We start from the raw sequence: 19346 nt of genomic DNA, 5'->3' as shown, positions 1-19346 counted from the left end.
GCCTGAGTTCCGGGAAATCGTCGGCACATGGTAGCCAGGTTTCGGCCTAGTATCTACCGGATGGTAACCGCCACCCGCGAACGGTCCCGGGACGACGCCCCGCCCTCGAGCGGCGCCCGGAAGTTCTCGGTGGCCGCGTTCGTCCGGCGGCCGAGCACCTGGATCGTGCTGGCCCTGACCACGTTGTCGTTCCTGCAGATGCCGGGGAAGACGACGTTCGACACGAAACTCGACCTCGCCGTCGACCCGCTCGCCTTCCTCGGCCGCGCACTGCACCTGTGGAACCCGGAGGCCACGGCGGGGGAGCTGCAGAACCAGGCGTACGGCTACCTGTTCCCGATGGGCCCGTTCTTCGCGCTGTGCCAGGCCGTCGGCGTGCCCGCGTGGATCGCGCAACGCCTGTGGGGCGCGATCCTGCTGTCGGCCGCGTTCGGCGGCGCCCTGCTGCTCGCGCGGGCGATGAAGATCGGCACCGAGCGCACCCGGCTGATCGGCGCGCTCGGGTACGCGCTCGCGCCGCGCATGCTGACCGAAATCGGCGGTCTGTCCGCGGAAATGCTGCCCGCGGTGCTGCTGCCGTGGGTGCTGGTGCCGCTCGTGCGCGCCGGGACGATCGGCTCGCCGCGGCGGGCCGCCGGGCTGTCCGCGCTGGCCGTGCTGGGCATGGGCGGGGTCAACGGCGCGATGGTCGTGATGGCGCTCGTCCTGCCGGGACTGTGGCTGCTGACCCGCCGCTGGACGCGGGCGCACGTCGAGCTCGTCCTGTGGTGGTTCGTCTTCGTCATCGGCGCGACGCTGTGGTGGATCCTGCCGCTGCTGCTGCTGGGCGAGTACAGCCTGCCGTTCCTGGACTACATCGAGTCCGCGACGAACACGACCGCGCCGATGTCGCTGTTCGAGGTGCTGCGCGGGACGAACCAGTGGGTCGCCTACGTCGTGCAGGGCACGCCGTGGTGGCCCGGCGGCTGGTCGCTGATCGACAACCCGGTCCTGATGCTCGCGACCGGGCTCGTCGCCGGCGTCGGCCTGCTCGGGCTGACCCGGCGCGGCCTGCCGGAACGCCGGTTCCTCGTGCTGGGCGTGCTCACCGGGCTCACCCTGCTGACCATCGGGTACGTCGGCACGCTCGACAGCCCGCTGGCCGAGCAGGTCCGGCACCTGCTCGACGGGCCGCTCGCCCCGCTGCGCAACGTCCACAAGTTCGAGCCGGTGCTGCGGCTGCCGCTGATGCTGGCGTTCGTCCACGGCATTTCGAGCCTGGCGCCGTCGCCTCGGCGCTTCTGGCGGCCCGCGCTGGGCCTGCTGCTGGTGCTGGTGATGGCCGCGCCGGCGTGGCTGCTGAACCTGCGGTCCGGGCCGGGCTGGGACGCGGTGCCCGGCTACTGGTACGACGCGATGGGCTACGTCGCCAAGGCCGACCCGAACGCGCGGACGCTGCTGCTGCCGGCCACCGGGTTCGGCGAGTACGACTGGGGCCGGACGGTCGACGAGCCCGCGCAGGCCATCGCGCGCAGCCCGTGGGCGGTCCGCAACCAGGTGCCGCTGGGGTCCGAAGGAAACACGCGGCTGATGGACTCGGTCGACGCCGCCCTGGCCGACGGCCGCGGCGATCCGGGGCTCGCCGCCCTGCTCGCGCGCTCCGGCTACCGGTTCCTGCTGCTGCGCAACGACATCGAGCGCGAGCGGACCGCGGCGCCGCCCGTCGCGACCCTGCGCGCCGGGCTGGCCGGCTCGCCGGGGATCGCGAAGAAGGCGGAGTTCGGGCCGCTCGAAGTGTACGAAGTGGGCAAACCGGTGCCGCTCGCCACGGCGACGTCCACAACGGACGTCCCGACGGTCAGCGGTGGCCCGGAAAACCTGCTGCCGCTGATCGATTCGGGCCAGCTCGACCCGTCGACGCCGACGGTGCTGGCCGGCGACGGCGGTTCGCCCGGCGGCCCGCGGCTGGTGACCGACGGCCTGCGCCGGGCCGAGCGGAACGTCGGCGGCGTCCGCGACAACCTCAGCCAGACCCTGACCGCCGGCGAGGCCTACCGCCAGCAGCGCGCGGCGGGCGACCTGCTGCCGTTCCCGGGGCAGGAGCACCAGACCGTGGCCGCCTACCGGGGCATCCGCTCGGTGACGGCGTCGACGGCGGCGTCGTTCGCCGACGCCTTCGGCGGGTCCGATCCCTCGCACCAGCCGTTCGCCGCGATCGACGGCGACCCGCGCACGGCGTGGCAGTCCTCGACGTTCACCGGGCCGATCGGCCAGTGGCTCGAGGTGGAACTGGACACCCCGCGGCTGGTGAACTCGGTGGACCTGCAGCTGGTGGACGACATCCGGGTGGGCTGGCCGGCCACCCGGATCCGGATCACCACCGACAACGGCTCGGTCGACCAGCAGGTGATCCGCGGCGCCGGGCCGCACGAGTACCCGGTGGCCGCCGGGCTCACCCGCAAGGTGCGGATCACGCTGCTGTCGCTGGTGGTCGGCCGGCAGGACGGCAACTTCGGCATCGCCGAGCTCAAGATCCCCGGCACCGAACCGCAGCGAGCGCTGGAGGTACCGGCCGACCTGCCGGTCGGGCCGGCGCCCGGGTTCGCCTTCACGCGCGGTGCGCAGCCGCGTTACGCGTGCCTGCCGGCCGGCGGCGCCGTGCGGTGCGACGCCGCGGCCGCCCGCGACGGCGAGGAACCCGACGGCGTCCGGCGCCTGTTCAGCACCCCGGCCGACGAGACGTACGTGGTCGGCGGCTCGGTGCTGCCCGCGGGCGGCGGCAGGAACCCGGTGACGCTGCCGGGGGTCACGGTGTCGTCGACGTCCCAGCTCGGCGGCGACCCGGCGGCCGGCGGGCTCGCGGCGGTGGACGGTGACGCGGGCACGACGTGGCGTCCCGACGTCACGGACCTGCGCCCGGCGCTGACCCTCGGATGGTCGTCGCCGAAGCAGATCTCCGGGCTGCACATCGGGGTCGCGCCGGGCAGCGGGGCCCGCGCGCCGCGGCAGGTGCAGCTGGTCGGCCGGTCGGGGGCGCGGACGGTGCAGCTCGACGCGGGCGGGTCGGCGTCGTTCGAGCCGCTGGAAACCGACCAGCTGCAGCTCGTGCTGCCGGGTGACGACGACGACCCCACGGCCCGGGCGGTGGTGGGCATCGGGAGCCTCACGCTGTCCGGCGATCCCGGCCTGCTGCCGGGGCCGGACCCGGCGTTCACGGTGCCGTGCGGCTCGGGCCCGAACGTCCACCTGGACGGGCTCGACTACCGGACGTCGGTGCAGGGAACGCTGTCCGACATCACCGCGCACCGGCCGCTGGAGCTGCGGATGTGCCGCGATTCCGAGGGCGGCGTCGCGCTGCCGGCGGGCGGGCACGAGCTGCGGACAGACCGGTCGGAGTCGTTCGTCGTCCAGGACCTGTGGCTGCGCCCGGTGCACGCGGCGGCGACACCACCGGCGCACCGCGCGGTGCAGGTGGGCGAGTGGGACGCGACGTCGCGGTCGGTGACGGTCGCGCCGGGCGCGGAAGCGGTGCTGGCGGTCCCGGAGAACGCGAACGCGGGCTGGGTGGCCACTTTGGACGGCAAGCAGCTGACGCGCACCCGCGTGGACGGCTGGCAGCAGGCGTGGATCGTCCCGGCGGGCGCGGGCGGCGTGGTGTCACTGAGTTTCACCCCGGACGCGCACTACCGGTTGAGTCTCCTGGTCGGCGCGGCGGCGGTGCTGGTGCTGCTGGTGGGTGTGGCCTGGCCGGCCCGCCGTCGCCGGTTCACGGTGTCACCGGGCGGCGGGGCGGTGGTGCCGGTGGTGCTGATCGGGCTGCTGGTGGCCCTGGGCGGGATGCTGCCGGTGGTGCTGCTGATCGCGTGCCTGCTGGCCCGCCAGTTCTCGGAGCGGGCCCCGAGGTACCTGGCGTTCGGCGGCATGGCCCTGGCGGCGGCGGTGTCGGTGGTGGGCCGCGTGCTGGGCCACGGCCAGGAGTGGGCGTACGGCCCGGTGACCCAGGCAGCCCTCCTGCTGGCCGCCGCAGCAATGGTGGCAACGTGCGTGGACTGGTTCGCCCGCAAAGAAAACCCGACATCCCAGCCCTGACCCAGACAGTCAGCTCGCGTCCCTCAACGGTCGGCTCGCGTACCTCAACGGTCGGCTCGCGTCCCTGGAGGGTCGGCTCGCGTAACTGGAGGGTCGGCTCGCCAACCGACCGCCCAGGTACGCCAACCGACCGCCCAGGTACGCGAACCGACCCTCCAGCTACGTCAACCGACTGCCCGGGTACGCGAACCGACCCTCCGGGTACGCAGGTTCCGGGCCGCGGAATTGTCGGTGCCTGCGGGTAGCGTGGAAAACGGGGGCTGCTCAGGCCCGGCGAGGCCGGAACTCCAGCACCGCGCCCGCCGCGGCCAGGGCTCCCGCGGTGCAGGCCGCCGCCGTGACCACCTCTGCCGCCGAGCCGTGCAGCCACGTCGTGATCAGCACGGCCTCCACCACCACCGCCGACCACATCAGCAGCGTCACCCGGCGGTCGCCGTCCGCCAGGCGGGCGTACAGCAGGATCTGGACCAGCGCCAGCATCGAACCCGCCAGCGCGAACGGCCACACCGGCATCGTGCTCCCCGTGTACCGCGCCCCGCCGATCACCGCCAGCAGCGAAGGACCGAGCACCAGCGACACCACCAGCACCACCGCGTCGAGACAGGCACAGACCGCGAGCGCCACCGGCAGCACCCGCCGACGACGCGAGGACTCCGCGAACCGCGGCAGCACCAGCACCCCCACCGCCTGCGGCAGCCAGTACGCGATCTTCGTGACGATCGCCCCCAGCGCGTACTCGCCCGCCTCCGACGACGGCAGCGTGTGGCGCGCCAGGACCAGGTCCAGGTTCACCAGCAGCACCAGGGCCAGCATCGCCTGGGCCGTGTGCAGGACTTCACCGCCGTGGCGGTCGGCCCAGCGGGGACGCGGGCGGCCGCAGATCTGCCAGCCCGCCCCGACCACCGCCAGCGAACCGATCGCCGCGCCGGCCAGCGCGCCGGTGGGCGACCCCGAAACCACCAGCCCCACCAGCGACCCGCCGACCTTGCCCACGCCCTCCAGGGCGATCAGGCCGGCCAGCACCGCGAACCGGTGGCTGCCCTGCAGCAGCCCGTGGAACACCCCCAGCAGCGTCAACGGCCCGAGCGCCGCCGTCACCAGCAGGGCCGGGGTCAGCGAGCCCAGGTGCAGCAACAGCACCAGCAACGGGCTCAGCGTCAACGCGACCGTCGCCACGATCGCGCTCGTCACCAGCCCGAGCGCGAACAGCGAACCCGGCGCCAGCGCGGGCGCGCGGGCCACCCGCAGGGCCACCACCGTCTGCAGGCCCATCGCCGGCACGACACCGACCACCAGCACCGCCAGCAGCGAGCTCAGCTCCCCGAACGCGCCCGGCGCCAGGATCCGCGCCGCCGCCAGGCTCAGTACGTAGCTCGCCGCGTTGTTGCCCGCGAGCGCCAGCGAGACGAGGATCGCCGCGACCCGGTTGCCGGTCCGGGCCGGGACTTCGGTGTCTACGCTCAACGGCGGGCTCCCATTACCGGCGGGTAATGACCGGGACCTTAACCGCGCGGGCAACGGAAAGGAAGGGCCGTGGACGCACCGGGCCGGAGGTTCGCCCTCCCCGTGCTGTCCGCCGTGCTGGCCTTCGCCGTCTGCGCGCCCCTGCTCGGCCGCGGGTTCGTCCTGAGCTACGACATGGTGTTCGCGCCACGCCAGTACTTCGTGCCGGACGCCTTCGGGGCCGGGAACACGCTGCCGCGGTCGGTGCCCGCCGACGCCGCCGTCGCGCTCGCCACCACCGTGCTGCCCGGTGACGTCGTCCAGAAGATCGTCCTGCTGCTGGCCGTTTTCGGTGCCGCTCTCGGTGCCGGGAGGCTCGTGCCCACCGAGTACACCGGCACCCGGCTCGTCGCCGCGACCACCTACGCCTGGACGCCGTACGTGGCCGAACGGCTCTTCATCGGCCACTGGCCGCTGCTGCTGACGTACGCGTGCCTGCCCTGGATCGCCGCGGCCGGGCTCGCCGCGCGCAAGCACGAGACCCACTCCCTGCTCAGGCTGGTGATCACGAGCGCCCCGGCGGTGCTGACGCCGCCGGGCGGGGTCCTCGCCGCCGCCGTCATGGTCGTGACGGCCGGATCACGCCGGCTGTGGCAGACCCTCCCGATCGCCGTCGTGCTCAACCTGCCGTGGCTGGTGCCGACGTTCCTCAACGCCGGCGGCACGTTCTCCGACCCCGCCGGTGTCACGGCGTTCAGCGCCCGCGCCGAAAGCTGGGGGCCCGCGCTGGTCAGCGTGCTCGGCCTGGGCGGCATCTGGAACGCCGAAACCGTGCCCGGCAGCCGGGCCATGCCGCTGGTCCCGGTGCTGACGCTCGTCGTCGCCGCCGTCGCGGTCGCCGGGCTGTGGCCGCTGGCGAAGCGGTGGGGCCGCGCCCCGGCCCGTTCCCTGTCCTTCCTCGGCCTCCTGGGCGTGCTGCTGGCTTCGCTGGCGACGCTCCCGGGCGGCGACGTGCTGCTCACCGCCGCGACGCGGCACCTGCCCGGCGCCGGATTGCTGCGGGACGCCCAGAAATGGGTGGCGTGGTGGGCGCTGCCGCTCGCCCTGGGCCTCGCGCTGGCCGTCGAAACCGCCGCCACGCAGCTGAAAACCGCGCGGGGACGGGCCGCGCTGATGACGGCGGTGGCCCTCCTGCCCGTGGTCACCATGCCGGATCTGGCGTGGGGCGGCTGGGGACGGCTCGGCACCGCGCAGTACCCCGCCGACTGGCGGGCAGTGTCCGAAAAGCTCGGTGACCGGCCCGGCGACGTGCTGGCGCTGCCCCTTTCGGCGTTCCGCGGGTTCGCCTGGAACGCCGACCGCACCCAGCTCGATCCCGCGCCGCGGGTGCTGCCGAGCCCGGTGCTGGTGGACGACACCCTGCAGGTCGGCACCGAACGCATCGCCGGCGAGGACCCGCGGATCGGCGACGTCCGCGCCGCGACGTCCGCGCGGGAGCTCACCGCCGCCGGCATCGGCTGGATCCTCGTCGAACACGGCACACCCGGCGACGTCGACCCGCGGTTGCTCGCCGACGCGACGCCGGTGTGGTCGGGTGAGTGGCTGACGCTGTACCGGACCCCGGGTGTGCCGCCGGTGAAAGCGGTTGCGTGGGCGCCGGTGTTGCTGGCGAACGGAGTAGCGCTCACGTTGCTGTGCGTCGCACTGTTGTGCCGCATGTTACCGATGCGTACATTGGGCCGCGGCAGGATTTCCCCGCCGCGGAAGGAGTGACACGTGGGCACGGTCATCGGCGCGGTCGTCGCCGTCATCATCGGCGGCGGGGTGGCGACCGGGGCGGGGTTCGCCCTCATCAAGGGCGCGGACCCGGACACGTCCGCCCCGGTGCAGGAAAAGCTCAACGCGCAGGTGAAGTACAACCCGGCGGACCATCCCCTCAAGCTCTACGGGGACCGCTGAGGCGCGTGACCCGGCTCGCCTCCGACCACGCCCACCGCGTCGTCGGGCTCTACGGCGACCCCACCGTTTCGTGGAGCATCCTCCTCGAAGCGGAACTCGGCGTGGCCGCAGCGGAACCGGAGAAGCTCCGGGCCCGCCTCTCGGCCGCCGTCCAGCAGTACCCCCACCTCGGTGCCCTGCCGGAAATCGAGCGCGTCACCGATCTCGCGGCCGTCCGCGACCGGTTCGCTTCGGCACCCTACGAACGGGCCGCGCCGCTCGTGCGCGTCGCCGCCGGCCCGGAGACGCTCCTGATCGCGGCGCACCACGGCGCCCTCGACGGCCTCGGCCTGCTGGCCCTGCTCGGCATCCTCCTCGACGTCCCGGTTTCCTCGGCGGCGACCGGGATCGGCGAGCGCACGGGCCGCACACCCTTTGCCCTGTCGGCCGTCCAGCGGCTGGCCGAGGCGCTTTTCGCGCCACCGGGCCGGATCACCCCGGATCGTGAGCGCGAAGCCGTGGGAGACGTCTTCGTGGCTTCTCACGAACCCGGGCTGCGACTGGGTGCCGCGGGGTTCGTCACGGCCGCGGCGCACGCCACCGAACGCTGGAACCGCGCGCACGGCGCCCGCACGGCCCGCGTGGTGGCCGCGCTGGGCGCGTCACGGCGATCCGGCGCGGCGCCGGAACCGGTGCACGACAGCGCGTTCTTCCGCCTGCGCCTGAGCCCGGCGGCCGACGTCGCCGCGGTGCTGGGCGCGCAGCCGCCGGAGCCGGACTTCCCGGCCCGCAGCAGCCGCCTGGCCCGCCTGGGCACGCGGCTGCTGGCGAGCCGGCTGGGGTCGACGTTCCTGGTGTCGAACCTGGGCCTGGTGTCCACCGGGGACACGGTCCGGTCCCTGGCGTTCTACCCGGCGGCGAGCGGCCGCTCGGGCGTGGCGTTCGGCGCGGCGACCACCGGCGGGATCACCACGGTGACCGTGCGCGCCCGCCGCAGGGACTTCGACGCACGGGCCGCGGCGGGGTTGTTAGGTGAGTTCCGGGATGCGGTACGGGACCAGGCGGCGCGGCCGCGGGGCGGGGAGCCCGGCGACGTCCCGCACCAGTGATTCGAACTGGCCCACGCTCGCGTCCCAGCTGAACCGCCCCGCGCGCTCGGCGCCGGCCAGGCCCATCTCCGCGCGCCGCAAGCCGTCGGCGAGCAGGCCGTCGACCCGGTCGGTGAAGTCGTCGAGGTCGTCCGCGAGCAGGCCCGTCCGGCCCTCCACAATGGACTCCGTCACGCCGCCCGCCGCGCGGTAGGCGATCGAGGGCACGCCGTGCGCCGCCGCCTCCATGATCACGATGCCCCAGCCCTCCTTCACCGACGGGCACAGGTGCAGCCACGACCGCGCGAGGATCTCGTGCTTGGCCTGCTCGTCCACCCAGCCGTGCAGGACGATCCGGTCCGCGACCCCGCGCGAAGCCGCGTGGCCGCGCAGGACCTCCTCCCACGGCCCCTGGCCGACCACTTCCAGCCGCAGGGACGGCCAGCGCCGCGCCAAGCGCGCCACGACGTCGATCGCGTGCTCGATCCGCTTGTGCGGCACCAGCCTGCTCACCGCCACCAGCGTGGGCTCGCTGTCCCGTTCGGACGTGCACGGTGGAGGCGCGTCGAGGCCGTTCGGGACCACGGTCACCCGCGTGCGCTCGATGCCCAGCCCGGCCAGTTCCGCCTTGGTGACCTCGGAAACCGTCACGTACCGGCACCGGCGGAACAGCCACGGCGCCAGCCGCGACTCGATCCACCAGCCGACCCGGCCCAGCGTCTCGCCCAGCGCGCTGATCCACTGTTCCTTGTGGACGTGGTGCACGAGCACCAGCACCGGGCCGCCGGCCACCAGCCGGGCGAAGAACGGCATCCCGTTCTGCACGTCCACCACCAGGTCGGCGCGGGCCCGGCGGATCGCGCGCAGCGCGTGCGCGTAGACGCCGAACTTGTTGCCCCGCCGCCGGTAGCGGACGCCTTCGCGCCACTCGCCGGGGGTCGCGCCCGGGTACGCGGCGCACTGGATCTCCACCCGGTAGCCCGCTCGGGCCAGCCCTTCGGCCATGCGCTCGACATACCGCTCCGAGCCGCCGCCTTCGGGGTGGCCGGTGTCGCGCCAGTTGACGAGGAGCACACGAGGACGTTCCATCGGGTTATCCCAACTGTAGCGACGGTGCTAGGTTACTGGTGCGTACACCCTAGATGAACGTATTCGGGAAAGCGACGGTTCAATGGTAGGTAATCCGGTTCTCGAGCAGCCGCACCGGGCGACGCTCGGCCGTTCCGTGACGCTGTTCCGCACGTTCCTCACCGAGCAGACCGACCCGGACGGGTTCTATTCCGCGCTGGCGGGCGACTCGGTCCGGCAACTGGCGGCGCACACTCCGCTGGCCGGGCGCACGGTGCTCGACGTCGGCGGTGGTCCCGGCTATTTCTCCGACGCGTTCCGCGCGGCCGGTGCGGTCTACCTCGGCCTCGACCCCGACGTCGGGGAGCTGTCCGCGCGCGGCGAGCCGGGCGAGAACATGATCCGGGCCAGTGGCACGGAACTGCCCGTGCGCACCGGATCCGTCGACGTCTGCTACTCGTCGAACGTGTTGGAGCACGTCGCCGAGCCGTGGGTGATGCTCGACGAGATGTGCCGGGTGACCAAGCCCGGCGGCACGGTGTTCGCCTCCTTCACGCCGTGGTATTCGCCGTGGGGCGGCCACGAGACCGCGCCGTGGCATTTCCTCGGCGGCTACTACGCCCGGCAGCGTTATGCCAGGAAACTCGGGAAGCAGCCGAAGAACAAATTCGGGGAAAGCCTTTTCCCGGTTTCCGTCGGCGCCGCCCTTCGCTGGGCGAAAACGACGCCGCTGGCCGATCTGGTGGCCGGGTACCCGCGTTACCACCCGAGCTGGGCGATGTGGATCGTGCGCATTCCCGGCCTTCGCGAAATAGCTTCGTGGAACCTGGTGCTGGTGCTGCGACGGCGCTGACCCTCAGCGGTCGGCGCCGACCGGCACCCGGTGCCGCCGCTGCGGCGGGGCCGGCGGCTCGGCCGGGCGGCGGCGGATCAGCAGGAAGATCGCCACGACGACCAGCACGCCGCCGCCGATGCCGAGCCAGAGCGGACCGGTGCTGGAGAGGAACTGCAGCCGGCCGCGGTTCTCGTCGACCTGGTCGACCATCCGCGCGACCGTGTTGCCGTTGTAGGCCAGCGTCCCGTCGAACACGACGACCGGGGCGGTGGCGCCGGGCCGCAGTTCCTGGTGCTGCTGTTGCTGCTGCTTGACCTCGATCCCGGTGACCGGCTCGACCCAGATCGTGGTGACCCCGCGGTAGTACAGGTCCGCGTCGACCGTCGGCTCGGTGGACCCGACGAGCGAGCCGGGCACCGACTTCGTCTCGATCCTCGTGTCCGGGATGTCCTGGACGAACTTGTAGGTCTCGATCCCGCTCACCGTCTCGGTGCCGGTGTACCGGGCGGTGACGGCCTTCTCGGTGTTGTCGTCGTAGACCTGGTAGTCCTTCTGCTCGGTGCCGAAGGGAAACTTGAAGTTGAGCCCCGGCTGGGCCTTGTAGTCGTTCGTCTCGGGCGGCTTCTGGCCGTCCTTGTCGGCCTTGTCCTTCAGCCGGGTGATGTAGCTGCTTTCCCGGGTGCACGCCGGGTCGGTGGCGCCCTTCGGGTCGTAGCCCTCGGAGGTGCGGCGGTCGAAGCAGACCTGCCGCTTGCTCGCGTTGACCACGGTGTCGTCGGCGTCGTCCTTGACCTGCACCGCGAGCAGCCAGACCGCGTAGTCGGTGTCCTGGTGCATCTCGGGCCGGGCGAAGTTCGCCTGCACGCGGCCGGTCGCGGTGAGCTTCCGGTTCTCGCGGATCTCGGCGACCGGGCCGGCGCCCTTGTCGGTCACGGCGAGGACCTTGCTCACGGTGCCTTCGAGCACCGACGTCGAGTCCTGGTCGAGCGGCACCTTGGCGAGCTTCGGGTACACGTACGTGGGCAGGAGCACCGCCCCGGCGGCCGCGAAGACGCCCAGCGCCAGCAAGATCAGGCCGAAAGCACGTCGCAACGGTCCTCCTGGGTCGTGTTCGCCGGCACGCAAATTACCCGGCGGTAATCAGGTGCCCGGATAGTGGCCTGCGCCACGCCGCGCGTCAAAGTGTGACCGGCGGTCACAGGAACCCGGTGGGGCCGGAAGGTCGCATGGGCACCGCCGTTCGGACCAAGCGACCAAACATGTTTGTTCCCGGGCACAACGGGCACGGGCCCACCATCGGACGATCCCCCGCCGCCGCGCCGGACCCCAGAGGAGAAAATCCCTTTTGCCCCAGGACCCTTCGATGGTCGCCATCGCGGCGACCGCGCGCTGGCGGGCCCGGATCGTGGCGGCGGCCGCGAGCGCGGGCATCAGCATCACCGACCCGCAGGCGGGCGTGCCCGGCATCGGGGTGCTCACCTGCGCCCCCGGCCACCTGGGGGCGATCGTGCCGCGGCTGGCCCGCGACGACGAGCGGCCCCGCCCGGCGATCGGCGCGCACTCCGACTCGATCGCCGACCGCGAGCTGCGCAACGCGGTGGCGGACGTGGCCGCCCTGCTTTCCCTGCACGGCAACGTGGTCCTCGACCTCGACGCGGGCGGCCGCCGCCACCGGGGCGCCCGCCCGGACGTGGTCGTTTCGGCCGGTGTGGACCGTCCGCAGTGGACGGAACCGGCGGTGCGCCTGCCGGTCGGCACGCACCGGCGTGGCGGCCCGCTGACGGTGGCATTGACGGCCGGTCCGGGCTTCGAGGGCGCGCTGCTGGAGCTGGCCCGCCTGGTGGAGGCCGACGCGGCCTAGTCTTCGTCGTCGACCCACTCCAGGAGGTCGCCCGGCTGGCAGTCCAGCACCCGGCACATCGCCTCCAGCGTGCTGAAGCGCACCGCCTTCGCGCGGCCGTTCTTCAGCACCGCCACGTTGGCCGGGGTGAGCCCCACCTGCTCCGCGAACTCCCCGACGCTCATCTTCCGCTTGGCCAGCTCGACGTCGATGCGCACGACGATCGGCATCAGATGACCGCTTCCAGGTCGGACCGCAGGGCCGTCGCCTGGCGCAGCAGTGCGCGCATGACCACCAGCACCAGGCCGAGCACGGTGATCGCCACCGTCACCAGGAACAGCAGCATCGGCATCCCCGGGTCGTCCGCGTTGAAGCCGACGAACACCAGCATGCCGGCCACCACCAGCCACGCCGCCGCCACCGCCCAGACGATCGCGTCGACCCACTTCAGGGACGCGGGTGTGAAGATCCGGTCCTTCTTGACCAGCGTCAGCAGCTTCCAGGTCGCGACGAGCACCACCTCGACGCACAGCACGAGGAACACCGCGATGGCGGTCAGTGGCCAGCGCAGCGGCGCGTCGTGCGGGTTCTGCTGCGTGTGGTAGGCGATCCCGCCCGGGAGCGACAGCGTCTGGAACACGACGAGGACGCCGAACAGCACCACGAGGAACACCCGCAGCGCGGCGACGGCCCACTTCTCGGTAACCATGCGCCGAACTATCGCGCGTGGTCTATCGAAAGTCAATCGTTAGTGATCGAATCTCGATCATGCCGGTTCGAGGCGGACCGACTCCAGGGCGACGTACAGCTCGCCGATGTCCACCGGGTCGGTGAGGTCGCGCTTGGTCAGCTCCTGCACCCGGCGCAGCCGGTAGCGGACGGTGTTGGGGTGCACGAACAGCCGGTCCGCGGCCTCCTTGGCCGAGCCGTGGCCGGCGAACCAGGCGAGCAGCGTGTCGAGCAGGACCTTCCGTTCCGCGTCCGGCAGCGCGAGCACGCCGGCCAGCGCCGCGCGCACGACGTCGCGGGCCATCCCCGGCGCGGCGGCGACCAGCGTCGTCACCGGCGAGTCGCCGAACACGACCACGCCGGCGGTCGCCGACGGCAGCGAGCGGCGGGCGATCCGGGCCCGGTGCAGCGCGTCCGGGACGTCGGGGAACCCGCTGAACGGCCGGCTCATCCCCGCCGCCACGGGCAGCGACCCGAGCACTTCGCGCAGCCGCCGGACGTCCTCGACGCGGTCGATCGCGACCAGGCCCGCCTCGCCGCCGGGCCGCCACGCCGAGCGCCAGCGCCGCGCCCGCAGCAGCGCCTCGACGCTGTCGTGCTCGTCCGGCTCGACGCGCTCGGTGACCACGGCGACGAACATGCCGGCGGTCGGCAGCCCCAGCTCCCGCGCGGCGGCCTCCATGTCCGCCTGGCCGGCGAGCCGGCCGCGCAGCAGGTCGTCCAGCAGCCGCGCGTTCGCGTGCGACGGCTCGGCCGCGACCTCCTCGTACGCCGTGGTCAGCGCGTCGGAGTAGAGGTCGATCGCCTTCCAGACGTAGGAGTTGATCTCGATCGTCCGGGTCGGGTTGAGGAACTCCGGCCCGGCGAGCTCGAGGAGCCCTTCGTAGACGAAGGTGCCGCCGATCCGGAACGCCCGCAGCACGGCGGGCAGCGGAATGCCCTGCCGGGCCTGGGCCAGCCCGGTCTTGCGGGCGGCGTCGAGGGCGAGGCCCCGGCCTTCGGCCAGTGCGGTGAGGGCGCGTTCGAGGTTGGCCCGGCACACCTGCCGCAGCTCACCCGGGGCGACGTCCTCGACCTGCCGGTAGAACTCGTCCTGCTCGCTGAGCAGCCGGGCCAGCCGATCGGCGAATTCGGGCAGCCTGGCCAGCATGCCGCGCACCAGCTCGCGGTGTTCGCGAGGTACCGGCCTGGCCAGAGCTTCGATGCCCATCCCTCACTTTAGCTCGGGTCCGCCGCCCGGGACACGCATGAAGTTGAGCAAAATTCATGTCCATCGGGTGATCGACGTGGTGAGGGCTTGACGGCTCGGCCGGGTCCGGGCGTGGAGCGGGGCGCCCGCGGGTCGCGCTCGGACGGTCCGGAGTTCCCGGCCCACCACTGGCACGCGGTGACGGGCTTGGCGGTTCACCCGGGTCCGGGCGCGGTGCGGGTCCCCGGACACCCACGTCGTGCGGGCTTGACGGCTCACCCCGGCTTGCGGGCGGTCAGGTACACGTGCGGCTCCGGCCCGGCGTCCGCGTGGTCCGGCACGAACTCCGCCTCCTCCGCCCGGACGACCTCCAGCCCGGCCGCCCCCAGCAGCTCCTTCACCCGCCCGGCGGTGAAGCTGTACGCCCGGACCGGGTGTCCCATGAAGACGATGTCGACGCCGTCCACATCGGCCGGCACCGTGGCGAACACCAGCGTTCCGCCCGGCTTCAGCCACCCCGCCAGCCGGCCGAGCATCGTCTCCTGCTCGGCGCGGGGGAGCTGCAGCATCGAGAAGAACGCCGTGATCGCGTCCCACGTGCCGTCCTCGAAGGACAGTTCGCGCATGTCGCCGAGCTCGAACCGCGCGGCCGGCACCTGGCTGCGTGCGATCTCGACCATCTTCGGCGCCACGTCGTAGCCGGTGACGTCGTGGCCGGCCGCGGCCAGGAGGTCCGCCGTGGGGCGGCCGGTGCCGGCGCCGAGGTCGAGCACCTTCGCCGCCGGGGGCAGGGCCGCGAGCAGGTCGGTGATCGCCGCGAGCTGGCCGGTTGCGGTGCGGAACGCGTGTTCGTACGCCGTGCCGAGGGCGTCGAAGACCTCGGCGGCGGTTTCGGGGCGGGTCATGATCGGGGACCCTGCCAGATCTAGGATCTCGCCGTGGCCGGTTTACGGGGTGTCTTCGCCGGGTTCGGCAAGAGCAGGGCGTTCGCCGTGCTGGGGCGCGCGCTCGTGCCCGCCGACCGGGTGCTGCTGCGGATCAGCGGCGGCCGGGTCGGCGTCGGCGCGGCGGTCGGGCTGCGGACGCTGCTGCTCACGACCATCGGGCGGCGCAGCGGTGAGCCGCGCCAAGTGCCGCTGCTGTACGTCGAACGCGCCGGCGGGTACGTCGTGATCGGCTCGAACTGGGGCGGCGAGGCCCACCCGGCGTGGTCGGCGAACCTGCTGGCTCACCCGAAGGCCACGGTCGCGATCGGCGGCCGGACCGTCGAGGTCACCGGGCGGCTCCTGACCGGGGACGAGCGCCAGGAGATGTGGGACGCCGTGGCCGCGTACTGGCCCGCGTACGACCGCTACGCCGTGCGGGCCGGGCACCGCGAAATCCGCGTCTTCCTGCTGGAGCGCCTCAGCCGATGAGGTCGGTGTGCCGGATCCGGTACACCTGCAGCCGCAGGTTGTAGTACTTGTCCGTCTCGCCGACCCACTGCATGCCGAGCCGCTTGGCGACGGCGATCGCCCGCGTGTTGTTCGGCCGCGCGACCGCGAAGAGCTCTTCGGTGTCCTGGGTGAACGCCCACCCGATCAGCGCGGTCGCCGCCTCCGACGCGTAACCCTTGCCCCAGACACCGGGGCTGAGCTGCCAGCTCAGCTCGAGGTCCTCTTCGAACGGCGGCAGCAGCCGGATGCCGAGGCCGCCGATCACCACGCCGTCCTCCTTGCGCTCCACGGCCCACCGGCCGCGCGGCGGCGGCAGGTTCGGCTGCGCCTCCTGCCACGCCTGCAGCACCGCGCGCATCGCGGCGATGTCGCCGACGCGGTCCATCGCCGGGGTCAGCCAGTGCGTGACGTCCTCGGCCCCGTAGATCTCGAACGCGGCTTCGGCGTCGGCCGGCGTCCAGTCCCGGATCACGAGCCGGTCGGTGCTCAACGGCGTCTCCATACCAGGACGCTACGCCGGAAGGGCGCCGATTGTTCCCGGACGGGTGAGGCCGAAGGTGAACACTTACAGTCGGCGCGTGGACGAACTGCACGCGCTCCTGGCCCGCGCCGCCGAGCTGGCCGCGCAGCACCGGGCCGGCCTCGCGGACCGGCCCGTCGCCCGGCCCGTCGACGCCGCCGCGCTGCGGGCCGGGTTCGGCGGCCCGCTGCCGGCGCACCCCACCCCACCGTCCGATGTGCTCGAACAGCTGGCCCGCGCCGCCGAACCGGGGCTGGTCGCCACCGCCGGGCCGCGGTTCTTCGGCTTCGTCGTCGGCGGCGCGCTGCCCGCCGCCACCGCCGCCGACGTGCTCGCCACCGGCTGGGACCAGAACGCCTTCAACGCCGTCCTCTCGCCCGCCGCGGCCGCCGCCGAAGACGTCGCCGGGGCCTGGCTGAAGGAACTGCTCGGCATTCCGGCCGGTGCTTCGGTGGGGTTCGTCACCGGCGGTCAGGCCGCGAACACTGCCGGGCTCGCCGCGGCCCGGCACCACGTGCTCGCCGAAGCGGGCTGGGACGTCGAACGCGACGGCCTCACCGGCGCCCCGCGCGTCCGCGTCGTCGCGAGCGAAGAACGGCACGCGACCATCGACCGCGCCCTGCGGCTGCTGGGGTTCGGCACCCGGGCGGTCGAGCCGGTCAAGGCCGGCCCGCAGGGCGCGATCGACGTCGGGGACCTGGCGCGCGTGTGCGCGGCCGGCAGCGGGCCGCTGATCGTCTGCCTGCAGGCCGGGAACGTCAACACCGGCGCGTGCGACGACCTGCGTGCCGCCCGGGCCGCCGCGGGTGGCGCCTGGATCCACGTCGACGGCGCCTTCGGGCTGTGGGCCGCGGCCAATCCGGACACCCGGGCGCTGCTCGACGGCGTCGAGCTCGCCGATTCCTGGGCCTGCGACGGGCACAAGTGGCTGAACGTGCCCTACGACTCCGGGTTCGTCTTCTGCGCCCGCCCGGACGTGCACGCGGCGGCGATCGCCTACCGGGCGGCCTACCTCACCGGCGCCGGGGAGGTCTCCGGCATGGGCGACCTGACGCTGGAGTCGTCGCGCCGCGCCCGCGGGTTCGCCGTCTGGGCGGCGCTGCGGGAGCTGGGCCGCGACGGCGTCGCCGAACTCGTCGGCCGCGGCTGCCGGCTGGCCCGGCGCTTCGCGGACAGACTCGCCGAAGGCGGGGCCGAAATCGCCAACGACGTCGTGCTCAACCAGGTCCTGGTGTCCTTCGGCGACGAAACGGACGCGGTCATCCGGAAGGTCCAGGACGACGGCACCTGCTGGCTGGGCGGCACCACCTGGCGCGGCCGCCGGTACATGCGGATCTCGGTGTCGGGCTGGGCGACGACGGAGGCCGACGTCGACCGCAGCGCCGCGGCGATCCGGCGCCTGGCCGGTCAGTGACCTTCGCGCACCGACAGTGAATCCGTCCGCCAGGAGATCTCCTTCTCCCCGCCCGTCGGCCAGCTCGACGAGAGCCGGCGGCGGACGCTGCCGAGCGCGCCCAGCTCGGCCAGGTCGACGCGGGGACCCTGCTTGGCCAGCGAGGACACCTCCGCCGTGGTGAGCGGGACGAAGTCGAAGTACTGCGCGTCCTCGCCACCGTCGACGAACTCGGTGAAGATCGCGGCGAACGACTGGCCGCATTCCGGGCACCGGCGCAGGGAGATGCTGAAGTGCGACCGCTCGACCAGGCGATGGGTCTTGTTCAGCCGGGTCGTGCAGAACGCCAGCGCGGTCAGGGCGTCTTCGCCGGAACAGCGGGCGCAGCCGAACTCGGTCATCGGCCGATCATCCCACGCGTGAATCCGGACCGGGCTGCGGAGGTATCGGGAAACCCGCTGACCACACGATTTCGCTCTGGTCCGCAGTGGTCTGGACCTGTTAGCCTCGGCACGTCCACCCGCCCGGCTCGCGAAGGGAAACCCGTGCTCCGCATGAGAAAAAGCATCGCCGCCGCCGCGCTGGCGCTGGCCGGTGCCGCCGTCGTCGCGCCGCCCGCGGACGCCGGGCAGGCGCCGGGCAAGGTGATGGCCTACTTCGCCGACTGGGACGTCTACGCCCGCGGCTACCACGTCAAGGACATCGAAACGTCCGGTTCGGCCGCGAAGCTGACCCACATCAACTACGCCTTCGGGAACGTGACCGGCGGGGGGTGCGCGGTCGGCGACCCGTGGGCCGACCACGACATGCCCTACGACGCCGCCACGAGCGTCAGCGGCCAGGCCGACACCGGCACCCTGCACGGCAGCTTCAACCAGCTCCTCGAACTCAAGAAGCTGCACCCCAAGCTCAAGGTGCTGTGGTCCTTCGGCGGCTGGACCTGGTCGGCCGGCTTCACCGAGGCGGCGAAGAACCCGGCCGCGTTCGCCGAATCCTGCTACAACCTCGTCAACGACCCGCGCTGGGCGGGGGTCTTCGACGGCATCGACATCGACTGGGAGTACCCGAACGCCTGCGGCAACACCTGCGACAGCAGCGGCCCGAAGGCGTTCACCGGGCTGGTCAAGGCGCTGCGCGCGAAGTTCGGGCACCAGCTGGTCACCGCCGCGATCACCGCCGACGGCTCGAAGGGCGGCAAGATCGACGCCACCGACTACGCCGGGGCGAGCCGCTACCTCGACTGGTACAACGTGATGACGTACGACTACTTCGTCGCCGGCGCCAGCCCGACCGGGCCGACCGCGCCGCATTCGCCGCTGCGCGCGTACCCGGGCATCCCGACCGCCGGCTTCTACGCCGACGCAGCCATCCAGAAACTGCGCCACCAGGGTGTGCCGTCGGCGAAGATGCTGCTGGGCCTCGGGTTCTACGGCCGCGGCTGGGACGGCGTCACGCAGAAGCAGCCCGGCGGCACGGCCACCGGCCCGGCGCCCGGCACGTACGAGGCGGGCGTCGAGGACTACAAGGTCCTGAAGACCAAGTGCCCGGCCAACGGCCGGGTGGCCGGTACGGCGTACGCGAAGTGCGGCTCGCAGTGGTGGAGCTACGACACGCCGGAGACGGCGTCGGCGAAGGCCGGGTACGCGAAGTCGCAGGGCCTCGGCGGCGTGTTCGCCTGGGAGCTGTCCGGCGACACGGCGAACGCGGAACTGCTGCGGGCCATCGCGGGCCGCTGCTGACCCCGAAGCTGGAGGGCCCGGGCGTGCTTGCGCCCGGGCCCTTCGTCCACTCAGGACACT

At 73.0% G+C, this 19346-nt stretch carries 18 protein-coding genes; 9 read left to right on the top strand and 9 right to left on the bottom strand.

Going from position 1 to position 19346, the window contains the following annotated elements:
• Positions 1–60 precede the first annotated feature (60 nt).
• Complete coding sequence (locus tag ABZW17_RS41115) at positions 61–4068, top strand: alpha-(1->3)-arabinofuranosyltransferase (protein ID WP_354826687.1); 4008 nt, start codon at positions 61–63, stop codon at positions 4066–4068.
• 264 nt (positions 4069–4332) lie between these two features.
• Here the strand turns inward: ABZW17_RS41115 and ABZW17_RS41110 are convergent, their stop codons facing one another.
• Positions 4333–5532, bottom strand: coding sequence for a polysaccharide biosynthesis protein (locus tag ABZW17_RS41110; RefSeq protein WP_354826684.1), 1200 nt, complete (start codon positions 5530–5532; stop codon positions 4333–4335).
• 69 nt (positions 5533–5601) lie between these two features.
• On the opposite strand from ABZW17_RS41110, the gene ABZW17_RS41105 reads away from it, so the two are divergent.
• The 3 genes from ABZW17_RS41105 to ABZW17_RS41095 are packed head-to-tail and all read left to right on the top strand — an operon-like array spanning position 5602 to position 8558.
• Entirely contained in the window at positions 5602–7284 is a 1683-nt protein-coding gene (locus ABZW17_RS41105; protein WP_354826682.1) for a hypothetical protein, read from the top strand.
• Between the two features lie 3 nt (positions 7285–7287).
• Positions 7288–7470 (top strand): hypothetical protein, encoded by a 183-nt coding sequence (locus ABZW17_RS41100; protein ID WP_103350861.1) that lies wholly within the window; start codon positions 7288–7290, stop codon positions 7468–7470.
• Between the two features lie 5 nt (positions 7471–7475).
• On the top strand, positions 7476–8558 hold the full coding sequence (locus ABZW17_RS41095; RefSeq protein ID WP_354826679.1) for a hypothetical protein: 1083 nt from the start codon (positions 7476–7478) through the stop codon (positions 8556–8558).
• Here ABZW17_RS41095 and ABZW17_RS41090 read toward each other — a convergent pair.
• Positions 8478–9626: a glycosyltransferase family 4 protein gene (locus ABZW17_RS41090; RefSeq protein WP_354826676.1), complete on the bottom strand. Its 1149-nt coding sequence runs from the start codon at positions 9624–9626 to the stop codon at positions 8478–8480. The two genes, ABZW17_RS41095 and ABZW17_RS41090, sit on opposite strands and share 81 nt — an antisense overlap.
• A 136-nt stretch (positions 9627–9762) precedes the next feature.
• Here ABZW17_RS41090 and ABZW17_RS41085 point away from each other — a divergent pair, with 136 nt between their 5' ends.
• Entirely contained in the window at positions 9763–10458 is a 696-nt protein-coding gene (locus ABZW17_RS41085) for a class I SAM-dependent methyltransferase (protein ID WP_354826674.1), read from the top strand.
• Positions 10459–10461: 3 nt separating this feature from the next.
• Here ABZW17_RS41085 and ABZW17_RS41080 read toward each other — a convergent pair whose 3' ends face one another.
• Positions 10462–11532: a DUF3068 domain-containing protein gene (locus tag ABZW17_RS41080; protein WP_354826671.1), complete on the bottom strand. Its 1071-nt coding sequence runs from the start codon at positions 11530–11532 to the stop codon at positions 10462–10464.
• 271 nt (positions 11533–11803) lie between these two features.
• Between ABZW17_RS41080 and ABZW17_RS41075 the strand changes: the two genes are divergently transcribed.
• On the top strand, positions 11804–12301 hold the full coding sequence (locus ABZW17_RS41075) for a hypothetical protein (RefSeq protein WP_354826668.1): 498 nt from the start codon (positions 11804–11806) through the stop codon (positions 12299–12301).
• Here ABZW17_RS41075 and ABZW17_RS41070 read toward each other — a convergent pair.
• The 4 genes from ABZW17_RS41070 to ABZW17_RS41055 form a co-directional block, all read right to left on the bottom strand.
• Complete coding sequence (locus tag ABZW17_RS41070) at positions 12298–12510, bottom strand: helix-turn-helix transcriptional regulator (RefSeq protein ID WP_354826666.1); 213 nt, start codon at positions 12508–12510, stop codon at positions 12298–12300. The two genes, ABZW17_RS41075 and ABZW17_RS41070, sit on opposite strands and share 4 nt — an antisense overlap.
• Positions 12510–12989, bottom strand: a complete 480-nt coding sequence (locus ABZW17_RS41065; RefSeq protein ID WP_354826664.1) for a DUF2975 domain-containing protein — start codon at positions 12987–12989, stop codon at positions 12510–12512. Before ABZW17_RS41065 ends, ABZW17_RS41070 begins: the two co-directional genes overlap by 1 nt.
• 57 nt (positions 12990–13046) lie before the next feature.
• Positions 13047–14219, bottom strand: coding sequence for a helix-turn-helix domain-containing protein (locus ABZW17_RS41060; RefSeq protein WP_354826662.1), 1173 nt, complete (start codon positions 14217–14219; stop codon positions 13047–13049).
• Between the two features lie 254 nt (positions 14220–14473).
• A complete protein-coding gene (locus ABZW17_RS41055) occupies positions 14474–15103 on the bottom strand; it encodes a methyltransferase domain-containing protein (protein WP_354826659.1) in 630 nt (209 codons plus the stop codon).
• 33 nt (positions 15104–15136) lie between these two features.
• Here ABZW17_RS41055 and ABZW17_RS41050 point away from each other — a divergent pair, with 33 nt between their 5' ends.
• Positions 15137–15613 carry a nitroreductase family deazaflavin-dependent oxidoreductase gene (locus ABZW17_RS41050; protein WP_354826656.1) on the top strand — a complete coding sequence of 159 codons (477 nt, stop codon included), beginning with the start codon at positions 15137–15139 and terminating at the stop codon, positions 15611–15613.
• Here ABZW17_RS41050 and ABZW17_RS41045 read toward each other — a convergent pair.
• Complete coding sequence (locus ABZW17_RS41045; protein WP_354826653.1) at positions 15603–16136, bottom strand: GNAT family N-acetyltransferase; 534 nt, start codon at positions 16134–16136, stop codon at positions 15603–15605. The two genes, ABZW17_RS41050 and ABZW17_RS41045, sit on opposite strands and share 11 nt — an antisense overlap.
• Before the next feature lie 85 nt (positions 16137–16221).
• Between ABZW17_RS41045 and ABZW17_RS41040 the strand changes: the two genes are divergently transcribed.
• Positions 16222–17568: a pyridoxal-dependent decarboxylase gene (locus ABZW17_RS41040; RefSeq protein ID WP_354826708.1), complete on the top strand. Its 1347-nt coding sequence runs from the start codon at positions 16222–16224 to the stop codon at positions 17566–17568.
• On the opposite strand, the gene ABZW17_RS41035 is transcribed toward ABZW17_RS41040, so the two are convergent.
• Positions 17562–17948: a hypothetical protein gene (locus ABZW17_RS41035; protein WP_354826651.1), complete on the bottom strand. Its 387-nt coding sequence runs from the start codon at positions 17946–17948 to the stop codon at positions 17562–17564. The genes ABZW17_RS41040 and ABZW17_RS41035 overlap by 7 nt on opposite strands.
• 153 nt (positions 17949–18101) lie before the next feature.
• On the opposite strand from ABZW17_RS41035, the gene ABZW17_RS41030 reads away from it, so the two are divergent.
• Positions 18102–19286, top strand: a complete 1185-nt coding sequence (locus tag ABZW17_RS41030; RefSeq protein WP_354826648.1) for a glycoside hydrolase family 18 protein — start codon at positions 18102–18104, stop codon at positions 19284–19286.
• The last annotated feature ends 60 nt before the right edge of the window (positions 19287–19346 follow it).

The sequence above is a fragment of the Amycolatopsis sp. NPDC004625 genome, from assembly GCF_040609695.1.
Lineage (GTDB): Bacteria > Actinomycetota > Actinomycetes > Mycobacteriales > Pseudonocardiaceae > Amycolatopsis.
The sequence above is the reverse complement of the archived record's forward strand: the minus strand, read 5'-3'. Positions and strand labels throughout refer to the sequence as shown.